Annotated in this window: 22 protein-coding genes; 12 read left to right on the top strand and 10 right to left on the bottom strand. The window is 71.3% G+C overall.

What is annotated here, in order from left to right; genetic code table 11:
• Positions 1–98 precede the first annotated feature (98 nt).
• The 3 genes from ABLE88_RS13335 to ABLE88_RS13325 all read left to right on the top strand — a co-directional run bounded on the left by ABLE88_RS13335 (position 99) and on the right by ABLE88_RS13325 (position 1,969).
• Positions 99–800, top strand: coding sequence for an HAD family hydrolase (locus tag ABLE88_RS13335; protein ID WP_348832168.1), 702 nt, complete (start codon positions 99–101; stop codon positions 798–800).
• 152 nt (positions 801–952) lie between these two features.
• The gene (locus tag ABLE88_RS13330) at positions 953–1,735 is read left to right on the top strand and encodes a DUF1499 domain-containing protein (protein WP_348832167.1); all 783 of its coding nucleotides are present in this window, start codon (positions 953–955) and stop codon (positions 1,733–1,735) included.
• A gap of 60 nt (positions 1,736–1,795) precedes the next feature.
• Entirely contained in the window at positions 1,796–1,969 is a 174-nt protein-coding gene (locus ABLE88_RS13325; protein ID WP_348832166.1) for a hypothetical protein, read from the top strand.
• A gap of 133 nt (positions 1,970–2,102) precedes the next feature.
• Here the strand turns inward: ABLE88_RS13325 and ABLE88_RS13320 are convergent, their stop codons facing one another.
• From ABLE88_RS13320 to typA, 4 genes are all read right to left on the bottom strand, one after another.
• Positions 2,103–3,572 carry an outer membrane protein gene (locus ABLE88_RS13320; RefSeq protein WP_348832165.1) on the bottom strand — a complete coding sequence of 490 codons (1,470 nt, stop codon included), beginning with the start codon at positions 3,570–3,572 and terminating at the stop codon, positions 2,103–2,105.
• Between the two features lie 267 nt (positions 3,573–3,839).
• Positions 3,840–4,505: a hypothetical protein gene (locus ABLE88_RS13315; protein WP_348832164.1), complete on the bottom strand. Its 666-nt coding sequence runs from the start codon at positions 4,503–4,505 to the stop codon at positions 3,840–3,842.
• Positions 4,506–4,849: 344 nt separating this feature from the next.
• Entirely contained in the window at positions 4,850–5,353 is a 504-nt protein-coding gene (locus ABLE88_RS13310) for a hypothetical protein (protein ID WP_348832163.1), read from the bottom strand.
• 855 nt (positions 5,354–6,208) lie between these two features.
• The gene (typA, locus tag ABLE88_RS13305) at positions 6,209–8,038 is read right to left on the bottom strand and encodes a translational GTPase TypA (protein ID WP_348832162.1); all 1,830 of its coding nucleotides are present in this window, start codon (positions 8,036–8,038) and stop codon (positions 6,209–6,211) included.
• A 266-nt stretch (positions 8,039–8,304) separates the two neighbouring features.
• Between typA and ABLE88_RS13300 the strand changes: the two genes are divergently transcribed.
• Together ABLE88_RS13300 and ABLE88_RS13295 are read left to right on the top strand one after the other, a co-directional pair.
• Positions 8,305–8,733 carry a two pore domain potassium channel family protein gene (locus tag ABLE88_RS13300; protein WP_348832161.1) on the top strand — a complete coding sequence of 143 codons (429 nt, stop codon included), beginning with the start codon at positions 8,305–8,307 and terminating at the stop codon, positions 8,731–8,733.
• A gap of 62 nt (positions 8,734–8,795) precedes the next feature.
• Positions 8,796–10,187 (top strand): PP2C family protein-serine/threonine phosphatase, encoded by a 1,392-nt coding sequence (locus ABLE88_RS13295; RefSeq protein ID WP_348832160.1) that lies wholly within the window; start codon positions 8,796–8,798, stop codon positions 10,185–10,187.
• Between the two features lie 124 nt (positions 10,188–10,311).
• On the opposite strand, the gene ABLE88_RS13290 is transcribed toward ABLE88_RS13295, so the two are convergent.
• On the bottom strand, positions 10,312–11,796 hold the full coding sequence (locus ABLE88_RS13290; protein WP_348832159.1) for a peroxidase family protein: 1,485 nt from the start codon (positions 11,794–11,796) through the stop codon (positions 10,312–10,314).
• Positions 11,797–12,107: 311 nt separating this feature from the next.
• Here ABLE88_RS13290 and ABLE88_RS13285 point away from each other — a divergent pair, with 311 nt between their 5' ends.
• From ABLE88_RS13285 to ABLE88_RS13275, 3 genes are all read left to right on the top strand, one after another.
• Entirely contained in the window at positions 12,108–13,244 is a 1,137-nt protein-coding gene (locus ABLE88_RS13285) for a helix-turn-helix transcriptional regulator (RefSeq protein ID WP_348832158.1), read from the top strand.
• Positions 13,245–13,440: 196 nt separating this feature from the next.
• The gene (locus tag ABLE88_RS13280; RefSeq protein WP_348832157.1) at positions 13,441–15,150 is read left to right on the top strand and encodes a di-heme-cytochrome C peroxidase; all 1,710 of its coding nucleotides are present in this window, start codon (positions 13,441–13,443) and stop codon (positions 15,148–15,150) included.
• On the top strand, positions 15,147–16,412 hold the full coding sequence (locus tag ABLE88_RS13275) for a cytochrome P450 (protein ID WP_348832156.1): 1,266 nt from the start codon (positions 15,147–15,149) through the stop codon (positions 16,410–16,412). Before ABLE88_RS13280 ends, ABLE88_RS13275 begins: the two co-directional genes overlap by 4 nt.
• A gap of 9 nt (positions 16,413–16,421) precedes the next feature.
• Here ABLE88_RS13275 and ABLE88_RS13270 read toward each other — a convergent pair whose 3' ends face one another.
• Positions 16,422–17,429, bottom strand: coding sequence for a polyprenyl synthetase family protein (locus tag ABLE88_RS13270; protein WP_348832155.1), 1,008 nt, complete (start codon positions 17,427–17,429; stop codon positions 16,422–16,424).
• A gap of 110 nt (positions 17,430–17,539) precedes the next feature.
• Between ABLE88_RS13270 and ABLE88_RS13265 the strand changes: the two genes are divergently transcribed.
• From ABLE88_RS13265 to ABLE88_RS13255, 3 genes are all read left to right on the top strand, one after another.
• On the top strand, positions 17,540–17,767 hold the full coding sequence (locus tag ABLE88_RS13265) for a putative signal transducing protein (RefSeq protein WP_348832154.1): 228 nt from the start codon (positions 17,540–17,542) through the stop codon (positions 17,765–17,767).
• Between the two features lie 8 nt (positions 17,768–17,775).
• Positions 17,776–18,537 (top strand): tRNA1(Val) (adenine(37)-N6)-methyltransferase, encoded by a 762-nt coding sequence (locus ABLE88_RS13260; protein ID WP_348832153.1) that lies wholly within the window; start codon positions 17,776–17,778, stop codon positions 18,535–18,537.
• A gap of 276 nt (positions 18,538–18,813) precedes the next feature.
• Positions 18,814–19,392: a hypothetical protein gene (locus tag ABLE88_RS13255; RefSeq protein ID WP_348832152.1), complete on the top strand. Its 579-nt coding sequence runs from the start codon at positions 18,814–18,816 to the stop codon at positions 19,390–19,392.
• Between the two features lie 76 nt (positions 19,393–19,468).
• On the opposite strand, the gene ABLE88_RS13250 is transcribed toward ABLE88_RS13255, so the two are convergent.
• Complete coding sequence (locus ABLE88_RS13250) at positions 19,469–19,720, bottom strand: hypothetical protein (RefSeq protein ID WP_348832151.1); 252 nt, start codon at positions 19,718–19,720, stop codon at positions 19,469–19,471.
• A 210-nt stretch (positions 19,721–19,930) separates the two neighbouring features.
• Between ABLE88_RS13250 and ABLE88_RS13245 the strand changes: the two genes are divergently transcribed.
• A complete protein-coding gene (locus ABLE88_RS13245) occupies positions 19,931–21,391 on the top strand; it encodes an MFS transporter (RefSeq protein ID WP_348832150.1) in 1,461 nt (486 codons plus the stop codon).
• Between the two features lie 4 nt (positions 21,392–21,395).
• On the opposite strand, the gene ABLE88_RS13240 is transcribed toward ABLE88_RS13245, so the two are convergent.
• Genes ABLE88_RS13240 through ABLE88_RS13230 form a run of 3 tightly spaced genes read right to left on the bottom strand, consistent with a single transcriptional unit; the run spans position 21,396 to position 24,243 of the window.
• Entirely contained in the window at positions 21,396–22,121 is a 726-nt protein-coding gene (locus ABLE88_RS13240; protein WP_348832149.1) for an RlmE family RNA methyltransferase, read from the bottom strand.
• Positions 22,118–23,500, bottom strand: a complete 1,383-nt coding sequence (locus tag ABLE88_RS13235; protein WP_510182896.1) for a Ppx/GppA phosphatase family protein — start codon at positions 23,498–23,500, stop codon at positions 22,118–22,120. The genes ABLE88_RS13240 and ABLE88_RS13235 overlap by 4 nt, the downstream gene beginning before the upstream one ends.
• Positions 23,497–24,243, bottom strand: a complete 747-nt coding sequence (locus ABLE88_RS13230) for a transaldolase family protein (protein WP_348832147.1) — start codon at positions 24,241–24,243, stop codon at positions 23,497–23,499. Before ABLE88_RS13230 ends, ABLE88_RS13235 begins: the two co-directional genes overlap by 4 nt.
• Positions 24,244–24,531: the final 288 nt, after the last annotated feature.

The raw sequence follows: 24,531 nt of genomic DNA, 5'->3' as shown, positions 1-24,531 counted from the left end.
CGAGGGGCGTCACTGCCACGGACCGGGCGCTTTGGCTACCGCCGATCGCGCCGCGCCCGCCCGCGGGAGGGCCCCGGCGCACAGGGGGATGGGGCACCATGCGGGACCTGAAGGCGCTGCTGTTCGACAAGGACGGCACCTTGGTGGACCTCGACCGGACCTGGGGCCCTGCCGCCGGGTTCGTGATCCAGACCCTCGCCGCCGGCGATGCCGCCGCCGCGGCGCGGCTCGAGGCGGTGAGCCATTTCCTGCCCGACGAGGCGCGCTTCCTGCCGTCCTCGCCGCTGGTGGCGGGGTCCGCGGCCCATTTCGGGCCGCTTTGGGCGCAGACCCTGGACCGGGAGGCGAGCGCGGACTTTCTCAGCCTCATCGACGCTTTGTTCGCCGAGGCCGGACTGCGGTATCTCACCGCCATCGGCCGGCCCCGCGCGGTTCTGGAGCGGCTGCATGGGCGCGGGCTCGATCTCGCCATCGTCACCAACGACGCCGAGGCGAACGCCCGGCAGCAGGCCGAGGCGCTGGGCCTCGCGCCGTTCCTGCGGGCGGTGCACGGCTATGATTCGGGCTTCGGCCCGAAGCCGGCGCCGGGCATGGTGCTGGCGGTGGCGCAGGCGTTCGGCCATGCGCCAGCGGACCTGGCCGTGGTGGGCGACAGCGCCTACGACCTCGCGGCCGCGCGCGGCGCGGGCGCCCGCTTCATCCTGGTGCGCTCGGGCCCGGCGCCGGTGGAGCAGCTCTGCCAAGATGCCGACGCGGTGGTGGACAGCGTGGACGACCTGCCCGCGCTGCTTGCGCTCTAGCGCCGGATCGGCGCTCCCGACCGGGGACGGGCTTGCCAAGCGGCAGTCCGCGCGCGCAAAACCTTGGTCGCGGCGCCGATTGCTCGCAGCGGGCCCCCCCGCCCGTCGCGCCCCACCCGGTGCCGAACGGCCATGCTGGATACACGCACGCGATGATCAAACGCCGGCTCTATACGGAAGAGCGCCAATCTCCGCTCGCGCAGTGGAGCTTCCGCCTCGTCCTATTTTCCGTGCCGGTGATCTTGCTGTCGGCCGGGCTCTACCGCCTGGGCCTTCTGGAGTTCCGCCCGGCGGTGACGACGCTGGTGGTGGGCCTTGCGATGGCGCTTCTCGGCGGCATTCTCGGCACCGTGGCCTTCTTCATCATCTGGGAGAGCGGCTGGCGCGGCATCGGCAAGGCCATGGCGAGCGCCGCCATCGCCTTCGTGCTGGTGGCCGGCCCGGCGGCGGTGCTGGCGCGCGGGCTCGTGCTGCCGCGCCTCGCCGACATCACCACCGACCTCGAGGACCCGCCGCGCTTCCATGCGCTGGCGCTGGCGCGGCCGCGCGAGGCGAACCCGATCGCGTACCAGCCCAGCGACCCGCCGGGCGCCCAGCGCGCCGCTTATCCCGCCATCAAGCCGCAGGACCTGAGCGCGACCCCGGAGGAGGCGTTCAACGGCCTCCTCGCGCTGATCCAGAAACGGCGCTGGCGCATCATCGACGCCACACCGCCGCGCGGGGCGCGGCGCGACGGGCGCATCGAGGCGGTGGCCACCTCGCCGGTCATGGGCTTCCGCTCCGACGTGGTGATCCGCATCCGCTCCACCCCCAAGGGCGCGCGGGTGGACGCCCGCTCGGCCTCGCGCTATGGCGAGCACGACCTCGGCTCCAATGCTGAGCGCATCGAGAGCCTATTGGCCGAACTGTCCAGCGAGCGCCGCAAGCAACGCTGAAAAGGCCAGCGCTGAGCAGACCGAAGCCGCCGCTTTTATCTGGGGCGCACCGCCACCGCTTTGCTGCAGATCGCGTCCTATTTCTTCGTGATTGGCATCATCTGGTTCGTGGTGGACGCCTTCCTGATCCCGGGCCTGGTGCGCGCGCGCCAGGACGAGGTGCGCCGGCGCATCGCCTTCGAGATGCTGGGGCCGGATCCGCGCACCAGCGTCCCCTCGGTGGGGCCCGGTTGACATCGCGCGGGTGATGCGGCGGCCCCGCGCGCCGACGCCCCGCGCTGCGGCGCGGCGCGGATCGTCCGAAGGGTGAGGATCCGCGTTGGCGCAGACCGCGCGGTCGGGCGCCGGCAGGCGGCGGCGCGCCCGGTCAGGGCTGCAGGGCGAAAGACAGGCGCGAGCGCACCACGAAGGCGTCGCTGTCGCCGCCCGCGACGAAGGTCCGGCCGGCCGCCGGCACCAGAAGGGGCGCCGACGCGCTCTCATAGCCGTAATAGAGCGCCTCGAGGCCCGCGCTCATGCCGCGGCCGAGCTTCGCCTCGACGCCGCCGCCGATGACGAAGCCCCACAGGGTCTCGTCCGCGCCGAAGGCGAGCGCCGCCCCGCCGAGGCCGCCGGCCCCGCCGGGCGGCGGCAGCGCCGCGCCGCCATCGGCGCCGTTGCCGCCATTGCCGCCGAACACCGCGCTGGTCGCCTTGCTGCGGGTGGCCGCCGCGCCCGCAGTGCCATAGATCATGAATTGGGGACCGGCCCAGCCGAGCCGGGCGCGCAGCGTGCCGAAATAGGGATTGGCGCCGCTGGAGCTGAGGTCGAAATCGGCCTCAGCGCCGAGAATGAAGTTCTGAAGCTGAATATTATAGCCCGCATGGACGCCGCCTGCGATCGCGGCGGTCTGATCGAGGCCCGCAAAGGCGACACCGCCGCCGCCGCCGCCGCCGCCATCGATGCCGCGCACACCCGCGCCGCCATTCTGGCCGGGCGCGAGCGCCGTCGATCCGATGCCCTCCGAGCCGGGATAGAGCGCGCCCACATGGCCGCCCACATAGAATCCGGACCAATCGGCGGCCGATGCGGCGCCCGCCACATCGCTCTGGCCGGGATAGAAGCTCAGCCGGCCGCGCACGGTGAAAAAATCGTCGGGCAAAGCGAAGCTGCCGGTGCCGAGATCGAATGCGTAATAGAGCGCCTCGACGCCGATACCCACCGCAGGCGCCAGCCGATATTCAGCCCCCACGCCGCCCACAAAGCCGGCCTGCGTGGTGCCGTCAACGCCGACGATGCGGGTGCCGAACCCGTTGCCGCCCGCGCCGCCGTCGCCGCCCGGCCCGCCATTGCCCCCATTGCCGCCGTTGCCGCCCACGAAGACGCCGCCCACGCCGCCGTTCAGGGACACCACCGCCAAGCCCGCGGTGCCATACAGGAGGAACTGATCAGTCCCGTAGCCGAGGCGAACCCGCGCGCTGCCCAGGACCGAATCCACCGGGCCGAGGCTGTTGATATCCGCCTCGAGGCCGTAGACGAGGTTGCCCCGCTGCCAGTTGTAGCCGGCATAAAGCCCCTGATACCACGTGGGGCCGTCGATCTCGCCCAGGGCGATGCCGTTCTGGACGCCGGCGCCGCCGAATGGCGGGACCACGGGCGGGACCACGGGGCCATTGATCACGGAGAGATCGTCGCCGCCGAGGAGCGCGCCGGTCTGGGTTCCGAAATAGAAGCCCGCCCAAGTGGGGGCCGGCGGCCACGCCTTGTAGACCGGCTTGGAAAGATCCGCCGCGCCCGCCGCGCCGGCCCCGACCATGCCGGCGACCGCCACCATCGTGCCGAGGTGCAGGAACTTCATCTGGCTGCCCCTTTTGAATTCCACCGAAACCTTACCCCATCTGGCGTTGCGAGGCGGCGACGACCAGCGCGGAGGGAGCCGCTTGCGGGGGCGTGCGATACTTCCGCCACAACCGGAAGCGGGTCCCCTCCGCCCGCCACGTCTCCGGTTGCGCGCTACCGATCAGGCGCCGGCTCCGGGGCTTTGCGCCGCCCTCGGCGCCGCTTTTGAACCCGAGCCTGCAATCGGGATAGGGCCCGGGCGCTGTGTCCGTGCCCCCCGGGGCGATCAATTGGAGCCGCCGCCCGCGCCGCCTTTGCCGCCCACCCCGCCGCTCGACCCGCCGCCACCGGCGCCGCCTTTGCCGCCGCCGGGACCATAGCCGGCGGCACCGCCCTTGCCGCCCACGCCGCCGCTGATGCTCGGCCCGTCGGCACCGGCGCCGCCGGCTCCCCTGCGGCCTGCCGCGCCGGGCAGATCACCCACGAAAGGCCCCGCGCCGCTGATGGCCTCGAGATAGGCGGCGCAATCCTCCGGCATGTAATCGTTCGACGTGGCGCGCCCCTGGGTTCGCATCAGGCGCACGCAGTATTTCACCAGATCGGGATCATTGAGATATTCGGGCGGAAGGCCCGCCATGCCCGGCGCGCCGCCGGCGCCACCGGCCGCGCCGGAGGCGCCGCCCTGGCCACCCGGCAATCCGGGAAGACCTCCGCCGTCTCCGCCCCGGCCCGGCTGGCCGGACTGCGCCGCCTGAGCAAGACGCATGGCAGCGGCGGGCATCTGCTGCGCGCGCGCGGACGCGCCCGACGCCGAAGGCGCGACATCAGCCGCACGCGCGGCAGCGGGCGCGGCGAGAAGCGTGGGCGCGAATGACGCGGCGACGACGCCCGGCGCCAGCGCGACCGCAAAAACAGTGAGAATTCTCATGGGACGCTCTCCTGGAGGACGCACTGCATGAAGGGGACGCGTGTTGTGCGACCGGGACCTGCCGCAAGGACCGGCGCCGGGTAAGGCCCGTCCCGGGGACCGCGCGCATCCGGGCGCACGCAGATGGGCTGGCCGCGGCGGGCGGGCTGGCGGTCATCCTTCGGCCGCTCACACCGTCCCGTCGGGGATCACCCGACACTGCGGTGCGCGAGAACCATCCAAGCCGACACCGCCAAAGCGGACACCGTCGAAGCCGCGCCGCCAAGACCAAGGCGACAAAGCCAAGCCTCCAAAGCGAGGCCGCCCGCTTGGGCGGGACGGCAGATCCCGGCGCGGACAAGCCGCGCCGGACCCTGCTCTGCTCGGGCTCAGAAGGCGCTGCCGCCCGCGCCGCCGGACCCGCCCGTGCCGCCGAACGAGCCGGCGCCACCGCCACCTCCGGAGCCGCCCTTGCCGCCGCCCACCGCCGAGCCGCCGCCGCCGCCGGACCCGCCCGACCCGCCATAATAACCGGCGCCGCCCGTGCCGCCCGAGCCGCCCTTGGAGCCCTTGCCCACGGCCGAGCCGCCGCCGCCGCCGCCGCCGCCGTAGCCGCCCGAATAGCCGGCGCCGCCGGCGCCGCCGCTGCCGCCCTGGCCCTTATAGCCGCCCGAGCCGCCGGAGCCGCCGCCCCCGCCCTTGCCGCCGTAATAGCCCCCGCCGCCGCCGCCGCCGCCGCCGCCAGCACCGCCCATATAGCCGGCGCCGCCGCCGCCGCCAGCGCCGCCCTTGCTCTGGCAATTATAGGGATTGCCAGTCGAGGTGTAGCATGTATAGGCGGACGCGCTCTGCGTCCAGATCAGCATCGCGGCCGCGGAAAGGGCAGCGATCACGAGACTGTTCCGCGTCATATGCTTGATATTGGCCATGACAATCTCTGATTATTGGGTGCAGGGAACCGTTTTATTTGACAAGACGCGCGTATGCGGACGTGTCGACGCCCACCTGCACAGGCTGCAGTTTAAGTTATCCCTCGAACATTGCCGCGCCCGGCACGGTTACTGGGATAGCCCGATTGTAATGGGGCGCTCGGGGCGCGGCATCATCCGTTTGGTGGAAACGACGATCATTTCGGACGCCGGACGCGGTTCTCGGGGGGGGGGGGGGGGGACCCGAATTGGAGGAACAGACGATTTAGCTCTACGATACAGAGGGTTGATGGCCGCTCCGGCCCTGACCAGGCCGCCGAAACCGTCTGCCCCCGGACAGGATAGGCCCGAAGTATTTCAAAGTTTTGACCGTCACCCGGCAAAATTTTGGAAGTTTTCTGGGGTGAAATACATGCGATCTTCACCTGAATACTACCGCCCTTACTCAAATAGCGCGCAGCTACGGCCGGCGCGCCCGCTGGGCGGCGGCGCGGCTGGTTCCGCGCGCGGTTCGAGGGGCGCGGTCGCAGAATGGCTGGTCCGGGGATGCGGGGCGCAGGCGGGCCGCGGATTCCGGCGCCTGCCGCCGGGCGCGCCGGCTTTCTCTCGCGGCGCCTGGAGCCCACGCGGGAGCGGAACGCCCCCTACCCGGCCCCCGCCAGGCGCGGCGGCCGGCGGCAGGGCTCAGGCTGCGCATGCTCCGGCGCCCGCAGTTCGCGGGCCATCGAACCGGCCGCGCCAGGCGGCACGGGTCTGCGGGCGTGCCGCCTCAGGTGCGCAAGAGGTGCGGACCTGCCGTCAAGCCGGCGCGCGGCCGGATCAGGCCATCTCGCTCACGCTCTTGCGCTCGTTGCGCTTGCGCTCGTTGGGGTCGAGGAAGCGCTTGCGCAGGCGGATCGACTTGGGCGTCACCTCCACCAGCTCGTCGTCCTGGATCCAGGCCAGCGCGCGCTCCAGCGTCATGCGGATCGGCGGGGTGAGGCGCACCGCCTCGTCCTTCGAGGTGGTGCGGATGTTGGTGAGCTTCTTGCCCTTCAGCACGTTCACTTCCAGGTCGTTGTCCCGGTTGTGCACGCCCACCAGCATGCCCTGATACACCTTCCAGCCCGGCTCGATGATCATCGGGCCGCGGTCTTCCAGGTTCCACAGGGCATAGGCCACCGCCTCGCCCGGCTCGTTGGCGATCAGAACGCCGTTGATGCGGCCGGCGATCTCGCCCTTATAGGCGGCGTATTCGTGGAACAGCCGGTTCATGATGGCGGTGCCGCGGGTGTCGGTGAGCAGTTCCGACTGGTAGCCGATGAGGCCGCGGGTGGGGGCGTAGAACACCAGGCGCTGGCGGTTGCCGCCGGAGGGGCGCATCTCCACCATCTCGGCGCGGCGCTCGCTCATCTTCTGCACCACGACGCCGGAATATTCCTCGTCCACGTCGATCAGCACTTCCTCGATCGGCTCCAGCACGGCGCCGGTGGCCTCGTCCTTCTGGAACACCACGCGCGGGCGGGAGACCGCGAGCTCGAAGCCCTCGCGGCGCATGGTCTCGATCAGCACCGCGAGCTGCAGTTCGCCGCGGCCGGACACGAAGAAGGAATCCTTCTCGCTCGATTCCTCGATCTTCAGCGCCACGTTGCCTTCCGCCTCGCGCAGCAGGCGGTCGCGGATCACGCGGCTCGTCACCTTGTCGCCCTCGGTGCCGGCGAGCGGACTATCGTTGACGATGAAGGTCATGGTGACGGTGGGCGGGTCGATGGGCTGGGCCGCCAGGGGCGCGCTCACCTCGAGCGCGCAGAAGGTGTCCGCCACCGTGCCCTTGGACAGGCCGGCGATGGCGACAATGTCGCCCTGCACGCCCTCCTCGATGGGCTGGCGCTCGATGCCGCGGAAGGCGAGGATCTTGGAGACCCGGCCCTGCTCCACCAAGGATCCGTTCTGCGCCAGCACCTTGATGGGCTGGTTCGGCTTGATGGAGCCGGAGGTGATTCGCCCGGTGATCATGCGGCCGAGGAAGGGGTTGGCTTCCAGAAGCGTGCCGATCATGCGGAACGGGCCGTCGTCGACCGTGGGCTCGGGCACGTGCTTCAGCACCAGGTCGAACAGCGGCGCCATGCCCTGGTCGGACGGGCCCTCGGGCTTGTCGGCCATCCAGCCGTTGCGCCCCGAGCCGTAGAGGATGGGGAAGTCGAGCTGCTCGTCCGTGGCATCGAGCGCCGCGAACAGGTCGAACACCTCGTTCACCACCTCGGTGATGCGGGCGTCGGAGCGGTCCACCTTGTTGATGGCGACGACGGGCTTGAGGCCCACCTTCAGCGCCTTGCCGACCACGAACTTGGTCTGCGGCATGGGGCCCTCGGCGGCGTCCACCAGCACGATGGCGCCGTCCACCATGTTCAGGATGCGCTCCACCTCGCCGCCGAAATCGGCGTGGCCGGGGGTGTCGACGATGTTGATGCGCGTGTCCTTCCAGACCACCGAAGTGGCCTTGGCCAGAATGGTGATGCCGCGCTCCTTTTCCAGGTCGTTGGAATCCATCACCCGCTCGGCCACCCGCTGGTTCTCGCGGTAGGACCCCGACTGCTTGAGCAGTTCGTCGACGAGCGTGGTCTTGCCGTGGTCGACGTGGGCGATGATGGCGATGTTGCGCAGCTTCATGGGCCGTCCAGCACAAAAACGCGGGTCCGATGTCCTCGGGCCCGCGACGATGGGGGATGTTTTGCGGCGCAAAATACACACAAACGCCCGGAGATCAATGCGGCGCGGCCGGCGGGGGCGCCCAAGGGCCCCGCCGAAGGCCCCTGCCTGCGGCGCACAATCGCGCCGCCAGCCGCGGCCAAATCCACCCAAGCCATTGCGCCCGCACCCACACCGGGCCAAGAGTGCGCCGGCTTCCTCCATCCCTGCCTTGGGCGGCGAGACGCATGTATCTTCACGGCCAGTTCTTCTTCGGCGCCTTCGTGAGCCTGTTGTGCGTGGTGGTCCAGGCCTTCGCCACCGTCCTCGTCCTGCGCATGACGCGCAAGGCCGGCCGGCATCTGCCGCGGCGCCATCCGGTACCGGCCCTCACCGCGCTGATGGCGATCGGCGGCACGCTGCTCACCGCGACCCACTTCGTCGAGGTCGGCATCTGGTCGCTCGCCTACGCTGCCGTCAGCGAGACCCGGCTCCAGGACACCTATTATCTCGCCTTCGCCAACTTCACGACGCTCGGCGCATCGATCGATCCGAATGCCGACTGGCGCCTGCTCGGCCCCATGTCGGCGGCGAACGGCATGCTGCTGTTCGGTTGGTCCACGGCGGTGCTGTTTGCGGTGCTCTCGCGCACCATGGCGGTCCTGCGGCTGCGCTGAACGCGCGGGCGGCCCGCAACACGCGGTTTGCGGCTTGGCCGCTGGCGCGGTAAGCACTAGCCATGACGCAGGCATCGGATCCTTTTTTCTGCGAGGACGGCATGCCGCCGCGGCTGCCGCCCGACGCGGCGCGCCGCGTCGCCAAGCGCCTCGCCGATCATCCGATCATGGGCGTGCTGCCCTCCGAGGTGCTCGCCGATCTGATCGCCGGCGGCGCCTGCGTCAGCTTCGCGCCGGGCGAGATCATGATCGGCCGTGGCGAGACCAGCGACTTCGCTTTGCTCCTGCTCGAGGGCACGGCGCTCGTTTTCATCGACACGCCCTATGACAACGTCCACCTCGCGGAAGTCCATGCCCCGGCGGTGGTGGGCGAGGTGGCAACCTTCACCGGCGTGCCCCGCACCGCCCATGTGAAGGCCGTGACCGCGGTCAGCGCGGTGCGCATCGGCGCCCGGGCCTTGAAGGATGCCGGCCTCGCCCATCCCACCTTCCTCGAAGCGGCGCTGAGGCAGATCGGCGGCCGGCTCGAGACCTTCAACCGGGCGGTGGGCTTCTATTCCAGCGCGCTCAACGCGCTGGAGCGCCACGACTTCGACATGCGGCTCCTGGACGACCTGCGCAACCCGCTGCCGGAGCTCGCCAATTTCTCCCTCTCCTTCCGGCGCCTCGCCGAGGAGATCATGGTGCGGCAGGCCCTGCGGCGGGAAATGGAGAGCGCCACCGCGATCCAGCGCGCCATGCTGCCTGAACCGATCGAGCCCGCCGACCTCGGCGGCCGCGCCGAGATCCAGGCGTGCATGCGCCCCGCCAAGGAGGTGGGGGGCGACTTCTACGACATGTTCCTGCTCGCGGACGGGCGCCTCGCCATGAGCGTCGGCGACGTGTCCGGCAAGGGCGTTCCGGCGGCGCTTTTCATGAGCGCGACCCAGACCGCCCTGCGCTACGTGCTGCGGCGCGAGAGCGACCTCGCCGCCGCCATCGGCATCGTCAACGAGCTTTTGTGCGCCACCAACAGCGAGAGCATGTTCGTGACGCTGTTCTGCGCCGTGCTCGACCTCGACGACGGGACGCTCGATTACTGCAATTGCGGCCACCTGGACGTCATGGTCCTGCGCCGGGACGGCGGCTGCGACCTGCTGGCGCCCTCAGGCATGGCGGTCGGCATCCTCGACACCGCGCGCTTCCGCTCCGAGCGGGTGCGGCTCGCCCCAAGCGAGCGCCTGTTCCTGTTCACGGACGGGCTGACCGATGCCGCCGATCCGACCGACGACCAGTTCGGCGAGGCCCGGCTCCATGCCGTCACCATGGCGGCGCGGGCGCTGCCCAATGCCGCCTTCGTGGATCACGTCCTGGCCGCGGTGGAGCAGTTCACGCGGGGGGCGGCGCCATTCGACGACATCACCGTCCTCGCACTCACCTATGGCGCGCCGGCGGCGGCCCAGCCCCCGGCATAGGACGCGATGGGACGCGGGACCCGCGATCGGCGCCGCCTGGTCGACGAACGCCTCTGGCGGGCTGAAGGGCGGCCGATGCGGCTCCGGCTCCGGGCGCCTCCCGTGCCGGGCGCGCGCAGGCGCGCTAGGGTCCGGCCGCCTCGGGCGGGAACAGGTCCTGCTCCGCGGCGAGCAGGATCAGGTCGCTCAAGGTGAAGTGGTCGAACGGGCGTCCCGGCGTGTCGGGCAGGCCCCGTCCCATCAGGCCGCACAGGGTCGCGGCGACGATGTGGCTGCCCACCGGGCCGAGCCGCACGCCGGCCGGGCCCTCGGGATCTCCCGCCTCCGCCAGAATGTAGAACCACAGCGGCGTCGCCTGCGCGAACGGGGCGGCGGCCTCCCGCTGGCTCTGCGGCAGCGCCGCGAGCAGCCGCGCGCCGGACAGCGGGGCGAGGCCGAGATGGGCCGCCACGGCCTGGCCCGTGGGCAGGCCCAGCCGGTAGCCTTCCAGGAGTTGGCGGCGCGCCAGCGTGCCGGCGGCGGCCGGGGCGCCGGCGATGCGGGAGTCGATGGCACGGGCGCGCTGCGGCGCCAGAGCCTCCAGCGGCAGGAAGCCTTCCCAGGCGATGATCCAGTGCTCCGGCAGGGCGTCGTAGCCCCGGCCCGCGGTGCCGAGCACGAGGCGCGTGCCGAGCGCGCCGCGCTCCACGTTGCGATAGCGGCAATTGTAGTCGTAGCTCGGCCGCGCCATGGTGGGGGCGAGCACGAAGGCGGCGGCAGCGAACTCCGCCGGCACCGATGCCCGCGCCCCTGCCCCGAGCGCGGCACGCGTCCGTGCCGCCGCCAGCACCTGCGGATCGCACAGGCGCGGCAGCAGGTCGTTCAGCACCATCCAGCGGTAGCGCTCGCGCAGCGCGAGCCGCGCCTCCTGGAAGGTGAGGCCGTCGCCCACCAGCGTGTTGTGGGCCTTCAGGAACGCCACGTGAAGCTGGCTCATCACCAGCATGGCGTCGTTGCGCGGGTCGCCCACGCGGGCGACGCGGTCGCGGCCGGGATCGAGGCTGCGCGGCTGGCGCGGCAGGTCGTTGGCGTCGGCCTTGCGCGGGGGGCCGGCAACGCCCGCCGGCGCCGGCGCGACGCGCCCGAGCAGCATGCGCCGCACGTCCTGCGGATCGCGCGGGGCGTCGTAGATGCTCTCGAGGTCGAGGGCGCCCGCCCGCCGGTTCACCAGCAAATCGAGGCACTCCATGGGCGCGCTCTCGGACGGGCGGGCCGGAAGGCCGGCCGGCCGGCGCTGCCATACCAGATCGTTGAGCACGAAGGCCGTCAGATAGGTGTAGGCGGCCGGCAGGTCGCCGTCGCCGGCGCATTTGCGGCGCGGCTCGCGATCGATCACCTCCCCCTCCGCCATGGCTTCGGCGAGGGCGAGCAGCCTGTCGAGGGTGCGCGAGCCCTCGGGCAGGCGGTGCGCCGGTGCGGCGAGGTCCGGGAACAGCCGCGAGAATCCCTGCTCGCGCGGCTGCGCGCCGGCCTCCAAGGCGAGCGAGCGCACGCGCTCCACGATGGCGTCCCGGGTGGTCGGCCGCAAATGGTCGCGGTCCATGTTCTGCGGCCTCTTGACTACCTTCATCCACGTCTCCGCCGCTGGGCGCCGCTGGAGACGGGCGCCGACGCGCGGCACCCGCAGGCGAACACGGAGCGCCGCACCCAGGCATCCTGCAAATGGGGGATGACCCGCCTGGGGTTGCCTTGCACCCTTCGGCCGATGTGCAATGCTGGGCCGTGGCGGTGTCGTGTGCCGGGCGTGGCGTTGTGCCTGCATCCCTGCGGGAGCGGATGCCGCAGCGGGGCCCCGGTGCATCCGCACTTGGTGCCAGCCTGACGTTCGACCATGAAGCGCGGCGGAGAGCGGGATCCGGCGCGCGCCAACCAGGGGCGGTCATGAGCGATCTCGATGAATATTCCCGTCTTCTCAATGACGTCTACGAGTACAGCGTGGACCCCGCGCAGTGGGGAATCGTGCTGGAGAGCGTCACCCGCTTCATCGATGGGCGGGTCGGCCAGCTGGCGGTGTTCAGCCTGAAGCAGCAGCGCAAGCCCACCTGGCGCGTGTGGGGCCACGACCCCATGGCCTACCGCACCTTCCTCTATCGCCACGCCACCGAGGACCCGCGTCTGTCCTACATCCTCTCCAATCCCGGCCGGGTGATCTGCGGCGAGGACGGGGTGGACGCCGATCAGTTCCGCGCCTCCGCCTTGTTCCGCGAGGTGGTGGAGCCCATGGACATCGAGCATTCGCTGGTCTCCTACTTCGCGCAGGAAGCCGATGTGATGGCCACCATCGCCGCCATGCGCGGCCGGGCCAAGGGGCCGTTCGGCGCGCCGGAGAAGCAGAAGCTCGGCCTCGTGGTGCCGCATCTGCGCCGGGCGTTCGAATATTACGCCATCCTCGATGAAGCCAAGGCGAAGGTGGACGACATCGGCGCCGCGCTCGACATCGTCGACGCCGGCATCTTCCTCGCCGACGCGGACCTGCGCGTCGCCCACGTGAACCGGGCGGGCGAGGCCATGCTGAAGGGCGGCGAGATCACGGTGCGCGCGGGCAAGCTCGCCTTGCGCGACGCCCGCGCCACCCGCCAGCTGGCGCAATCGGTGGCGCACGCGCTCGCCGCCCGCCGCGGCGAGGCCGAGCTCGCCCATGCCGACCACATGGAGCTGGAGCGCGAGGACCCGGACGAGGCGCCCTATCGCCTCTCGCTCCATCCGCTGCCGCAGGTGCAGGGCAAGGTGAACCTCACGCTGCGCTCGCAGATCGCCGTGGTGGTGCGCGCCCCCGGGCGCGGCGCGGCGGACGCGGCGCGGCGCCTCGCCACCGGCTTCACGCTCACGCCCGCGGAAGCCGCGCTCGCCGCGGCGCTGGCGGTGGGCGCCTCGCTCGCCGATTTCGCCGAGCAGCGCGGTGTCGCCCTGTCCACGGCACGCAGCCAGCTGAAGGCGCTCTACGAGAAGACCGACACCCGCCGCCAGGGCGAACTGGTGGCGCGCCTGCGCGAGAGCCTCGACCTTACGCTCGCCTGAGGCGTGCGGTCGCAGATGGCCAGCGGCAGCGCAACACGCCCGTCAAAGGCGTGCGCTATCCCGTGAGTTGCGGCGCCGCCGGCGGCCATCTGGCGCAGCGTGGGGAGGACAGCGGCCGGCGCCGACCACCGGCGCCGCGGCAACGGGATGGGCGCGCGGCCTTCGAGGCGGCGCGGGGGCGAAGGAAACGAACCATATGGCAAGACGGATCATCGGCGTGCTCGCCGCAATCCTCGTGGTCGGTGCCCTGGTGGCGGGCGTCGAGCTCTATCTCACGCGCCCGGACACGCCGCCGCCGCCGGAGGCGGCGCTGCCGCCGCCCGCCTTCCTCGACCAGGGCTGGTCCGCCGAGATGCGCGAGGCGTTCTACTACACGCCCCAGGGCTCGCGGCTTTTGCCCTACGCCTTCCTCCTGGCGCTGGAACAGCCCGACGGCGACGGCCTGTTCCTGGACGACCGCCACATCGCCGCCACCGGCTTCCTGCCGGCGCCCGCCGCCTCGCCGCGCAATCCCGACCGCCTGCCGGTGGGCTTTGCGAAGGATCCCGCGCCCGGCGGCGCGGCTGGACCCATGGTCGGCCTCACCTGCGCCGCCTGCCACACTGGCGAGATCACGCTTGCCGGCACGCGGGTATGGATCGACGGCGGCGCCGCGGCGGGCGACTTCCAGATGCTGATGGCGCGCCTGTCCAAGGCGCTCGACGCGACGCTCTCCGACCCGGCGAAGTTTGCCCGCTTCGCCGCCCGCCTGAAGCAGGACCCCAAGGCGGTCCACGCCCAACTGGAGGCCACCGCCACCGAGATCCGGCGTATCCAGGCCGCCGCCTTCACACCCGTCCCCTACGGGCGCGGCCGGCTCGACGCCTTCGGCCATATCCTCAACGCGATCGCCGCCGAGGCGCTGGGCGTCGAGGCCAACTTCCGCATCCCCGACGCGCCGGTGAGCTATCCCTTCCTGTGGACCACGCCGGGCCAGCGCTACGTGCAGTGGAACGGCGTCGCCGGCAATCCCATCGGCCGCAACCTCGGCGAGGTGCTGGGCGTGTTCGGCCATGCGAACCTCGCCGGCGGCAATGTCGCCGCCTTCTCCTCGGCCGCGCTGCTCGACAATCTGAAGCAGCTGGAGGACTGGGTGGCGACGCTGAAGCCGCCGCCGTATCCGCAGAACCTGCTCGGCCCGGTCGATCCGGTGCTCGCGGCCAACGGCGCCGAGCTGTTCAAGACCCATTGCGCCGGCTGCCACGGCGGCCCGGACTACCGCTACACCGCCGCCGCGGAGACCGAGGGCGGCCGGCGCTGGCTGGCCGTCTCCATGGTGCCCCAGGAGGTGGTGAAGACCGACCCGAAGATGCTCGTCAACTTCGCCGGGCGCATGGCCGAGACCGGGCCGCTCGCGCCCGCCTTCGGCGGCGCGCCGCGCGTGCCGGCCGGCGGCATCCTGCTGCTCACGGCCAACGCCATGGTGGAGAACGACCTGCGCGCGCGCGGCATCACCGGCGATGCGCGCAAGGCCTATTACGGCTGGCGCTTCGCGCCCGGATCCGAGAAGCCGCAGGCGGGCTGGGCCGCGCCGCCCGCCTACAAGACCGGCCCGCTCGCCGGCATCTGGGCAACGGGACCGTTCCTGCACAACGGCTCGGTGCCCACCGTCTACGACCTGCTCGCGCCCGAGGAGGAGCGGCCGAAGACCTTTTATGTCGGCGCGACGCGCTACGACCCGAAGAAGCTCGGCTTCGTCTCCTCGGAAGAGGATCTGTCCACCGCCGAGCAGGCGCGGGCCTTCCGCTTCGACACCACGCTGCCGGGCAATTCCAATGCCGGGCACCCCTTTCCCGAGCCCCGGCTGAAGCCGCAGGACCGCTACGCCATCGTCGAATATCTGAAGATCCTGGAGGGACCACGATGACCGCGTGCGCAGAGGCGCCCTCGAGGGCGAAGACGCCCTATCTCGATCGGCTCGCGGCGCTGCCGCCGTCGGCCCGCTGGCCGCTCGCCCGCGACCTGATCGCCAGCGAGCCGCGCGCCTTCTTCGCCGAGCTGCGCGCCCACGCGCCGATCTATGAGACCTGCGAGGTGACGCTGGTCGCCAAGCGCGCGGACGTGATGGAGGTGCTCTGCCTGCCGCGCGTGTTCACGGTGGAGCTCTACAAGCCGAAGATGGGCGAGTTCATGCTCGCTCTGGACGAGACCGAGATCAATTATCGCGACAAGGCGGTGATGCGCGCGATCCTCGCCTGGGGCGACCTGCCGCGCGTGCGGGAGATGGTGGCCGAGATCGCCGAGGCGGCGCTGGATGCCGCTGGCTGCGAGGTCGAGGTGGTCTCCCAGCTCGCCCGCTTCGTGCCCATGCGCGTGGTGCAGCGCTATTTCGGCATCAAGGGGCCGGACCAGGACCTGCTCGATTGGTCCTATGCCAACCAGATGGACCAATTCAACAACCTGCCCTTCGACGGCCGCCCCGACGCGGACGCCATCCACCAAGCGGCGGAAGAGTCGCGCGTCAAGCTGCGCGCCTTGTTCGCCCAGCTGATCCCGGCGCGGCTCGCCGAGATCAAGGCCGGCACCGCGCCCGACGACATGCTCACCCGCATCCTCAGCCTCAATCTGCCCCAGGCCGACCATTTCGGCATGGACCGGGTGGTGATCAATGTGGGCGGCCTGCTGATCGGCGCCATCGAGACCACCGCCGAGGCGGTGGTGAACGCCCTGGCCGAGCTCTACGCCCGCCCGGACGCGCTGGCCGGCGCCCGCGCGGCAGCGCAGGCGGGCGACGATGCGCTGGTGGCGGGCTATGTGTGGGAGGCGCTGCGCTTCTCGCCCATCGTCGCCTTCATGTTCCGCCATGCGGCGGAGACCGTCACGATCGCCAAGGGCCTGGCGCGCGAGAAGGTGATCGGCAAGGGCACGAACGTGCTCCCGCTCAGCCTCTCGGCCATGTTCGATCCCGATTTCGTCGACGAGCCCGAGGCCTTCCGGGCCGACCGGCCGACCCATGCCTACCTGCATTTCGGCTTCGGCCACCATGAATGCCTGGGGCGCTACGTGGGCGCGGCGATGATCCCGGAGATCGTCAAGGCGGTGCTCAAGCGCCCCGCCGCCCGCCCCCTCGGCCCGGTGGACATGGGCGGCACGCCGTTCCCGCAGAGATACCGGCTGGCGCTGAGGTGAGGCGCCCCCTCAGTGGGCGCGGGAGAGGCAGAAGTCGACCGCCTCCATGAGCGCGTCCTTGGCCGCGCTCGGCGGGAACAGGGCCAAAGCGTCCTTGGCGATGGCGCCGTAGTGGCGCGCGCGCTCGATGGTGTCGGACAGCGCCCGGTGCTTGGTCATCAGGCCGATGGCCTGGGCAAGGTGGGCGTCGGTCGGCTCGCCGTCCTCCAGGCATTTCTGCCAGAAGGCGCGCTCCGGCCCGTCGCCGCGCCGGAAGGCGAGCAGCACCGGCAGGGTGATCTTGCCCTCGCGGAAGTCGTCGCCCACGTTCTTGCCGAGCTTCTGCTGGCTGCCGCCATAATCGAGCGCGTCGTCCACCAGCTGGAAGGCGATGCCGAGATTCATGCCGTAGGAGCGGCAGGCGCCAAGCTCAGCCTTCGAGCGCTGGCCGAGCACCGCGCCGACCTCGCAGGCGGCGGCGAACAGCTCGGCGGTCTTGCCGCGGATCACGGCCAGATAGTCGTCCTCGGAGGTGGCGGTGTTCTTGGCGGCGGCGAGCTGCATCACCTCGCCCTCGGCGATCACGCAGGCGGCGTTGGAGAGGATGTCGAGGCACTGCATGGAGCCCACCTCGACCATCATCTTGAACGCCTGGCCGAGCAGGAAATCGCCCACCAGCACGCTGGCCTCGTTGCCCCAGAGCTTGCGCGCGGCGAGCTTGCCGCGGCGCATGTCGCTCTCGTCCACCACGTCGTCGTGGAGCAAAGTGGCGGTGTGCATGAACTCCACCGCGGCGGCGAGCTTCACATGGCCCTCGCCCTGGTAGCCGCACAAGGCGGCGCAGGCGAGCGTCAGCATCGGCCGCAACCTTTTGCCGCCGGAGGAGATCAGGTGGTTCGCCACCTCCGGGATCATGGCCACGTCGGAGCCCGTGCGCGACAGGATGGTCGCGTTGACGCGGTTCATGTCCGCGGAGACGAGGCGCACCAAGGCCTCGATGGACGGCTCGTTGGGCTCGAACGGTAGGACGAGGGCCAAAATGCGCTCCCGCTTGTCTTTCTTCGAGCCGCACCATAGGGATGCCGGGGGGTTGCGTGCAAGCGGCGCACCGCCGCAAGGCGCGCGGCCGGCGGTATCGAGAGGAAGCGATGCGGGAGCTGGCGCGGACCAATGACATGGTGCTGCTCAGCGCCATGGAGGCCCTGCTCGAGGCCGCCGACATCGGCCACATGGTGGCGGACGCGCATATCAGCGCGCTCGAAGGCTCCATCGGCATCCTGCCCCGCCGCCTCCTGGTGGTGGACGACGACGCGCCGCGGGCGCGGCGCCTGCTCGTCGACGCGGGCTGGGCCTATGCGCTGCTGGACCCGGGCTGAGGCCTGCCATGGCTGAGGCGGCGCCCGGCGCGACCACCTGCGACACCGTGCTCGGCGGCCGCCTCGCGCTCGCCCAGCCCAGGTCCGGCCACCGCGCCGGCCACGACGCCATCCTGCTCGCCGCCGCCGCGCCCGCCGGCGCGCGGCGCATGATCGACCTCGGCGCGGGCGTGGGCACGGCCGGGCTCGCCTTCCTCGTCCGCTGCCCGCAGGCGCAGGGCACGCTGGTGGAGATCGACCTTGCGCTCGCCGCCCTCGCGAGTGCGAACATCGCGGCGAACGGCCTCACCCCGCGCTGCCGGGCGGTGGCGGCGGACGTGCTTGCGCTGGCGCGCGCCGCAGGGCCGCCCGAGCCGGCCGCGGGGGCGGCCGACCTGGCGCTCATGAATCCGCCCTACAACGCGCGCGCGGCGCACCGGGTTTCGCCCCATGGCGGGCGGGCGCTCGCCCATGATGCCGGGACCGGCCTCCTGGAAGCGTGGGTGAAGAGCGCCTACCGCTGCCTCACGCCGGGCGGCACCTTATGCCTCATCCACCGGCCGCAGGCGCTGGCGGAGATTCTCCAGGTGCTTGCCGGGCGTTTCGGCGCGGCGGAGCTGATTCCGCTGTTTCCCGGCCCCGGCGCGCCGGCGGGCCGGCTGATCGTGCGGGCGCTGAAGGGGCGGCGCACGCCGCCGGCGCTCCTGCCCGGCCTCGTCCTCGCCGAGGCGGGGGGCGCGCCGAGCCGCGAGGCGCAGGCGATCCTGCGGGACGCGCAGCCGCTGGGATGAGCCGCAAGGGCGGCGATCTTTCCTCGGTTACCTCAGACGGCTGGGCATCCGTTAACCAAGCCGGACGCAGCGCCTCTGATAACCCATTGTAAAACAAATATTTGTGTCCGAGGCGGCGGCATCGCGGACGGGCCCGGCATGCCATTGCGTCAGGGCACACTGTCTTAACCGGCGTGGTTGAAATATAAAGGGCCCGGTCGGAAGCCGGGGAACGGAGCGCCTCGGGCGCCGTTGCCCCCGTCGACCGATCTTGCGTCGAACAGCCGGAGTTGCGTGATGGAGAACCCGCGCGTCTATGTCTACCAGTTCGCCACCGGCGCCCAGTGGGCCGCCGGGGACAGCGTGGAAGCCTATCTGCGCCACCTTCTGGACGTGGATTTTCTTCAGGGCCTGAGGGCGGACCGCCTCGCCGCGGTGAGCGCCTTCCTCGACGAGGCCTTCCAGCTGGCCCATACCCTGGGCTGGAGCGGACAGGCCCGCGAGATGCCGCAGATGTTCTCCCTGCCGGGCATGCCGGCGGAGGAGGCGGTCTACATGATCGCCTGGGAGCAGGACGACGGCGTCGCCTACATCGCCTCGCCCTACCCGCTGCCGTGGCTCGACATCAAGGCGACGCGCACCACCGATTCCTCGCGCGCCATCCCGGTGGACGATCAGGAAGAGCTGGCGCCGGTCGTCCGCCCCGCAGCCGCCGCGGCGGAGCCGGTGGCCCTGCGCGGCGAGCCGGCCGAGGAGCCCGACCCGCTCGACGCCTTCGCCGATTTCGTGCGCCGGGAGGAGACCACGGTGCGCCTCGCCCGCGAGAGCGCGCCGGCGGCCGAAGAGGACCGCGAGGCCACCCGCCGCTTCTTCTGAGGCCGGCACAGAAAGCGCGCCCCGAGGGGCGCGCCTATCGTTCGGTGGCTCGGCCGTCAGTGCGGGCCGCGGGCGCTCACGGGCGCCAGCCGGGAGGCGGCGGGCCGTGCCGCTCGATGGCGTCGACGATCTCGCGCTGGCGCCGGTCGGTCCGCTTCATGTGGACCGCGATCACCGCATGGGCCGACGGCACCAGAAAGAACAGCGGGAAGATCAGGCCGAGCAGGATGCACGGCACGATGATGACCAGGTTCACCAGCGCCGAGATCGGCTGCCCGTTCATCAGCAGGCCGAGCGGCGGAAGCAGAGCGGCGAGAATGTAGATCATAGCGCGTCCAGGCCCTCCTTCGAGGCCCGATGCTGCATATGGGAGCCGTTCGCCCGCACGCAAGGGAGCTTGCCCGCCGCCGCGCCGGCGGCGTCCGGCACCCGGGCCACAGCGCGAGCGCGGCCGCATTCACCTCGGCGCGATGGCCACGCCCTCCCCTTCTTCGCCTGCGGGCAATGGCTTAAGGATGGCAGCCCCGATGGAGCCCCCATGGCCCGCTCGTCCCGCCTTTCTCCCCGCCTCGCATTGCCGCCGCACCTCCTGATCCCGCTGATCGTCGCCTGCGCGCTGTTCATGGAGCAGGTGGACGCGACCGTGATCGCCACCTCGCTGCCGGCGATCGCCGCCGACCTCAACGAGGACCCGGTGGCGCTGAAGCTGGCGCTGACCTCCTATCTGCTGTCTCTGGCGGTGTTCATCCCCGCCAGCGGCTGGGCGGCGGACCGCTATGGCGCGCGCACGGTGTTCCGCACCGCCATCGTCATCTTCACCCTCGGCTCGATCCTGTGCGGGCTGTCCTCGTCGCTGCTCGACTTCGTGCTCTACCGCATCGTCCAGGGGCTCGGCGGGGCGATGATGGTGCCGGTGGGCCGGCTGGTGATCCTGCGCTCGGTGCCGAAGAGCGAGCTGGTGGCCTCGCTCGCCTGGCTCACCATTCCGGCCCTGCTCGGCCCGGTGTTCGGGCCGCCGCTCGGCGGCTTCATCACCACCTATTTCGACTGGCGGCTGATCTTCTTCATCAACGTGCCGATCGGCGTGCTCGGCGTGTTCCTCGCCACGCGCTTCATCGAGAACGTGCGCGAGGAGGACGTGCCGCCGCTGGATCTGAAGGGGCTCGTGCTCTCGGGGGTCGGGCTCGCCGGCCTGGTGTTCGGCTTCGCGGTGATGGGCCAGCATTTGGTGCCCACCTGGATCGCCGCGGTGGTGTCGGCGGCCGGCCTCGCCAGCCTCGTCCTCTATTGGTTCCACGCCCGGGTCACGCCCCATGCGGTGATCGACCTCAAGCTTCTGCGCTACCCCACGTTTCGGGCCGGCGTCGTGGGCGCGAGCTTCTTCCGGGTCGGCATCGGCGCCATGCCGTTCCTGCTGCCGCTGATGTTCCAGCTCGCCTTCGGGCTGTCGGCCTTCGCCTCGGGCCTGCTCACCTTCACCGCCTCGGCGGGCGCCATGGTGATGAAGTTCACCGCCGCGCCGATCCTGCGGCGGCTCGGATTCAAGCGCGTGCTGGTGGTCAATGCGGTGCTGTGCGCCGGCTTCATGGCCTTGAACGCCCTGTTCACGCCCGGCACGCCGCACTGGGTCATCATGAGCGTGCTGCTGGTGGGCGGTTTCCTGCGCTCGCTGGAGTTCACGGCGCTCAACGCGCTCACCTATGCCGACGTGGAGCCGGAGGAGATGAGCCGCGCCACCTCGTTCGCCAGCGTCGCCCAGCAGGTGTCGCTGTCCATGGGCGTGGCGCTCGCCGGCTTCGTTCTGGAGCTGATGCGCGGCGGACGCGGCGAGACCCAGGTGACGCTGGGCGACTTCACCACCGCGTTCCTGGTGGTGGCGGCGGTCAGCCTCGTGAGCCTCGTGTTCTTCGTGGCGCTGCCGCGGGATGCCGGCGCCTCGCTTTCGGCGCGCAAGCCCGAGCTGCCCGATCCCCGGGGCGAGGTCCAGAACCCGCCGTAAGGCGTCAGTCCTCGGCCTCGGCCGTGTCCCGGTCACCGGCCGCGCTGCCCCGGAACCCGGTCGCCAGCATGTAGAGCTCGGCCGAGTCGGCGCGGCTCGCGGCGGGCTTCACGTGCTTTATCTGGGCGAAGTCGCGCTTCAGGTCCGCCAGCAGCGCGCCTTCGGTGCCGCCCTGGATCACCTTGGCGAGGAACGACCCGCCCGGCGCCAGCACCTTGCGGGCGAAATCGGCGGCGAGCTCCACCAGGCCGACGATCCTCAGATGGTCGGTCTTCTTGTGGCCGGTGGCGTTGGCCGCCATGTCGGACATCACGAGGTCGGCCTGCCCGTCGAGCAGCTTCATCAGCCGCTCCGGCGCGTCGGGGGCGAGGAAGTCCATCTGCTCGAACACGACGCCGGGGATGGGGTCGATCTCGAGCAGGTCGATGGCGACGATCCGGCCCTGCCCCTGCTCGAGCCCGATCTTCTTCGCCGCCACCTGGCTCCAGCCGCCGGGCGCGGCGCCGAGATCGAGGATGCGCATGCCGCGCTTGAGGAGCTTCGCCCGCTCGTCGATCTCGATCAGCTTGAAGGCGGCGCGCGAGCGCCAGCCCTCGCGCTTGGCACGCGCCACATAAGGGTCGTTGAGCTGGCGCTGGAGCCACTTCTGCGAGGAGGTGGTGCGGCCGCGCGCGCTCTTCACGCGCACCTTGAGCGGCCGGCCGTCCGGTCCGCGCGCCTCGCCGCTCACGAGCAGGGGTCCTCAGGGGGGTCCTGGACGGCGTCCTGGGCGGCATCCTGGGCCTCGGCCTCCGGACGGCCGGCGCGGCGCCAGACGCCGTCGGCGCGCATCAGCTGCACCAGCATGCCCTCGCGCAGGCCGCGGTCGGCCACGCGCAGGCGCTCGGCCGGAAAGATCTCGCGCACCGCCTCCATGATGGCGCAGCCGGCCAGCACCAGATCGGCCCGCTGGGCACCGATGCAGGGGTTGGAGACGCGCTCTTCGAAGCTCATGGACATCAGGCGGCCCACCACCTCGCAGATGTCGCCGGCGCCGAGCCAGGCGCCGTCCACGCGGGCGCGGTCGTAGCGCGACAGGCCGAGATGGATGCCGGCCACCGTGGTCACCGTTCCGGAGGTGCCGATGAGGTGCATGCGGTTCGGCGCGCGCACGCCCCAGCTCTGGCGCACGCCGTCGAGCATCGTGCACACCTCGTCCACCATGGCGCGGAACATCTCGCGCGACACGCTCACCCCGCCATGGCGCTCGGACAGCGAGACCACGCCCACCGGCAGCGACACCCAGGAGCGGATGCGCGCCCGCGGCGGGCCGTCGTCGCCGGCGGAGCGGCGGCTCAGCCACACCACCTCGGTGGAGCCGCCGCCGATGTCGAACAGCACCGCGCCGTCGCAATGGGGATCCACCAGCGGCGCGCAGCCGGCGGCGGCAAGGCCCGCCTCGGTGCGCCGGTCCACCACTTCGAGCCTCAAGCCGGTGCGGGTCTCCACCCGGTCGAGGAATTCCTCGCCGTTCTCGGCCGCCCGGCAGGCCTCGGTGGCGATGATGCGGGCGCGGCCGACGCCGCGGGCCACCATCTTGCCGGCGCAGATGTCGAGCGCAGCGACGGCGCGGTCCATGGCGGCGGGGCTGAGCCGGCGGGTGCTGGAGAGGCCCTCGCCGAGCCGCACGATGCGCGAGAAGGCGTCGACCACGCGGAAGCTGCGCGGCGTCGGGCGCGCCACCAGCAGACGACAATTGTTGGTGCCAAGGTCGATCGCGGCATAGGGCGCGGTCGACGCGCTCGCACGCATCGCTTCCGCCCTGCCGTTCCGCTCGTCGGGCGCCCGCCCGCGATCCGTGTGACCGCGTCCCTGAAGACCGTGCCCCTGGCCGAACCCCTCGCGGCAAGACGGCTCCGGCCCCCCGAGGGATCCGTGCGCCTCGTCCTTCATCTTGTTCCCCTTGCCACGGCCGCCGCCGCAGCCAAACGGCGCATCGGCAACCGTCCGCGTCGGCATCAGTCTAACAGCCTGTGGCGACGGCGCAACGGCGCGCGGAAAAGACGCGGCCGGCGGCCCTCGCCGCCGCGCGCGGTTGCCGCCCGAAACCGCCGATGCCGGCCGCGCTATTCCGCGGCGGCGCGGGAGGCGTCGAGGGTGAGGCCGGCGGCGAGCGCGTCCGTGCGGAACGCCTTGACCGCGTCGAGGGCGAGATCCTCGGCGGTCTTGGAGCCGAGCGCAGGCATCTTCTTCAGCACGTCGGCGGGGGCGGTGATGATGTGGCAGCCCATCTCGTCCGCCTCGATCACGTTCCACACCTCGCGGGTGGAGGCCCAGATCACCTCCACATTGGCGGTGGCACGGGCGAGGGCCACCGCCTTCTTCACCGCCGGGGCGTAGGGGATGCCGAGGTCGGCGAGGCGGCCGGCGAACACCGAGATGCAGGACGGCGCGCCGCCCGCGAGCGCGGCGACGCCGGCCTCCACCTGCGGCTCGGCGAAGATCGCGGTGAGGTTCACCTTCACCCCGTCCTGGCAAAGGTCGCGCACCAGCTCGTACAGGGTCTCGCCGCGGGTGGTGCTGACCGGCAGCTTGACGTGGACGTTGGCGCCCCAGGTGGCGATGAGGCGGGCCTGCTGGCGCATCTCGGGGATGTCGTCGGAGATCACCTCGAACGAAATGTGCCGGTCCGGCACCGCGGCCACGAGGTCGCGGGCATAGGCCTCGTAATCGGTGACCCCGGCCTTGCGCAGCAAAGAGGGATTGGTGGTGAATCCGGCGATGAAGGACTGCTTGGCCATCTCGACGATCTGCGCCTTGTCGGCGCCGTCGGTGAAGAGCTTCACCTTGAGATCCTTCAGCGTCACGGACATGGGGTGCTCCATCAGGGGGGCCTTCGCAGGCCGGCGGGCGAGGCCGGCGTTGCGCGCGCACCACACCTTGAAGCGCGCCTGCGGCCGGAGCGCCCCTTTTAAGGCTTCATTGACCATGATGCCAACAAGTGGGCGAAGGCAACGTTCAGGAAAGGGGGGCGCGGCATGCTGGCCCTGGATCTGGGCTAGAGCCGGATCTGCCCATAGTGAATCGCCCACGCGATTCACTATGGGCAGTGAATCCGTCTCCATTCAATAAGCAAGAGTGCGATCCGACCCTATGGAACC

The organism is Xanthobacter luteus (genome assembly GCF_040049235.1).
Lineage (GTDB): Bacteria > Pseudomonadota > Alphaproteobacteria > Rhizobiales > Xanthobacteraceae > Xanthobacter.
This window is presented reverse-complemented; position numbering and strand designations above follow the sequence as displayed.

Bases quoted from the DNA above. Each gene is read 5' to 3' on its own strand.
- ABLE88_RS13335 (WP_348832168.1), top strand. From the start codon at position 99: ATGCGGGACCTGAAGGCGCTGCTGTTCGACAAGGACGGCACCTTGGTG.
- ABLE88_RS13330 (WP_348832167.1), top strand. From the start codon at position 953: ATGATCAAACGCCGGCTCTATACGGAAGAGCGCCAATCTCCGCTCGCG.
- ABLE88_RS13320 (WP_348832165.1), bottom strand. From the start codon at position 3,572: ATGAAGTTCCTGCACCTCGGCACGATGGTGGCGGTCGCCGGCATGGTC.
- typA (WP_348832162.1), bottom strand. From the start codon at position 8,038: ATGAAGCTGCGCAACATCGCCATCATCGCCCACGTCGACCACGGCAAG.
- ABLE88_RS13300 (WP_348832161.1), top strand. From the start codon at position 8,305: ATGTATCTTCACGGCCAGTTCTTCTTCGGCGCCTTCGTGAGCCTGTTG.
- ABLE88_RS13295 (WP_348832160.1), top strand. From the start codon at position 8,796: ATGACGCAGGCATCGGATCCTTTTTTCTGCGAGGACGGCATGCCGCCG.
- ABLE88_RS13290 (WP_348832159.1), bottom strand. From the start codon at position 11,796: ATGAAGGTAGTCAAGAGGCCGCAGAACATGGACCGCGACCATTTGCGG.
- ABLE88_RS13285 (WP_348832158.1), top strand. From the start codon at position 12,108: ATGAGCGATCTCGATGAATATTCCCGTCTTCTCAATGACGTCTACGAG.
- ABLE88_RS13280 (WP_348832157.1), top strand. From the start codon at position 13,441: ATGGCAAGACGGATCATCGGCGTGCTCGCCGCAATCCTCGTGGTCGGT.
- ABLE88_RS13275 (WP_348832156.1), top strand. From the start codon at position 15,147: ATGACCGCGTGCGCAGAGGCGCCCTCGAGGGCGAAGACGCCCTATCTC.
- ABLE88_RS13265 (WP_348832154.1), top strand. From the start codon at position 17,540: ATGCGGGAGCTGGCGCGGACCAATGACATGGTGCTGCTCAGCGCCATG.
- ABLE88_RS13260 (WP_348832153.1), top strand. From the start codon at position 17,776: ATGGCTGAGGCGGCGCCCGGCGCGACCACCTGCGACACCGTGCTCGGC.
- ABLE88_RS13255 (WP_348832152.1), top strand. From the start codon at position 18,814: ATGGAGAACCCGCGCGTCTATGTCTACCAGTTCGCCACCGGCGCCCAG.
- ABLE88_RS13250 (WP_348832151.1), bottom strand. From the start codon at position 19,720: ATGATCTACATTCTCGCCGCTCTGCTTCCGCCGCTCGGCCTGCTGATG.
- ABLE88_RS13245 (WP_348832150.1), top strand. From the start codon at position 19,931: ATGGCCCGCTCGTCCCGCCTTTCTCCCCGCCTCGCATTGCCGCCGCAC.
- ABLE88_RS13230 (WP_348832147.1), bottom strand. From the start codon at position 24,243: ATGTCCGTGACGCTGAAGGATCTCAAGGTGAAGCTCTTCACCGACGGC.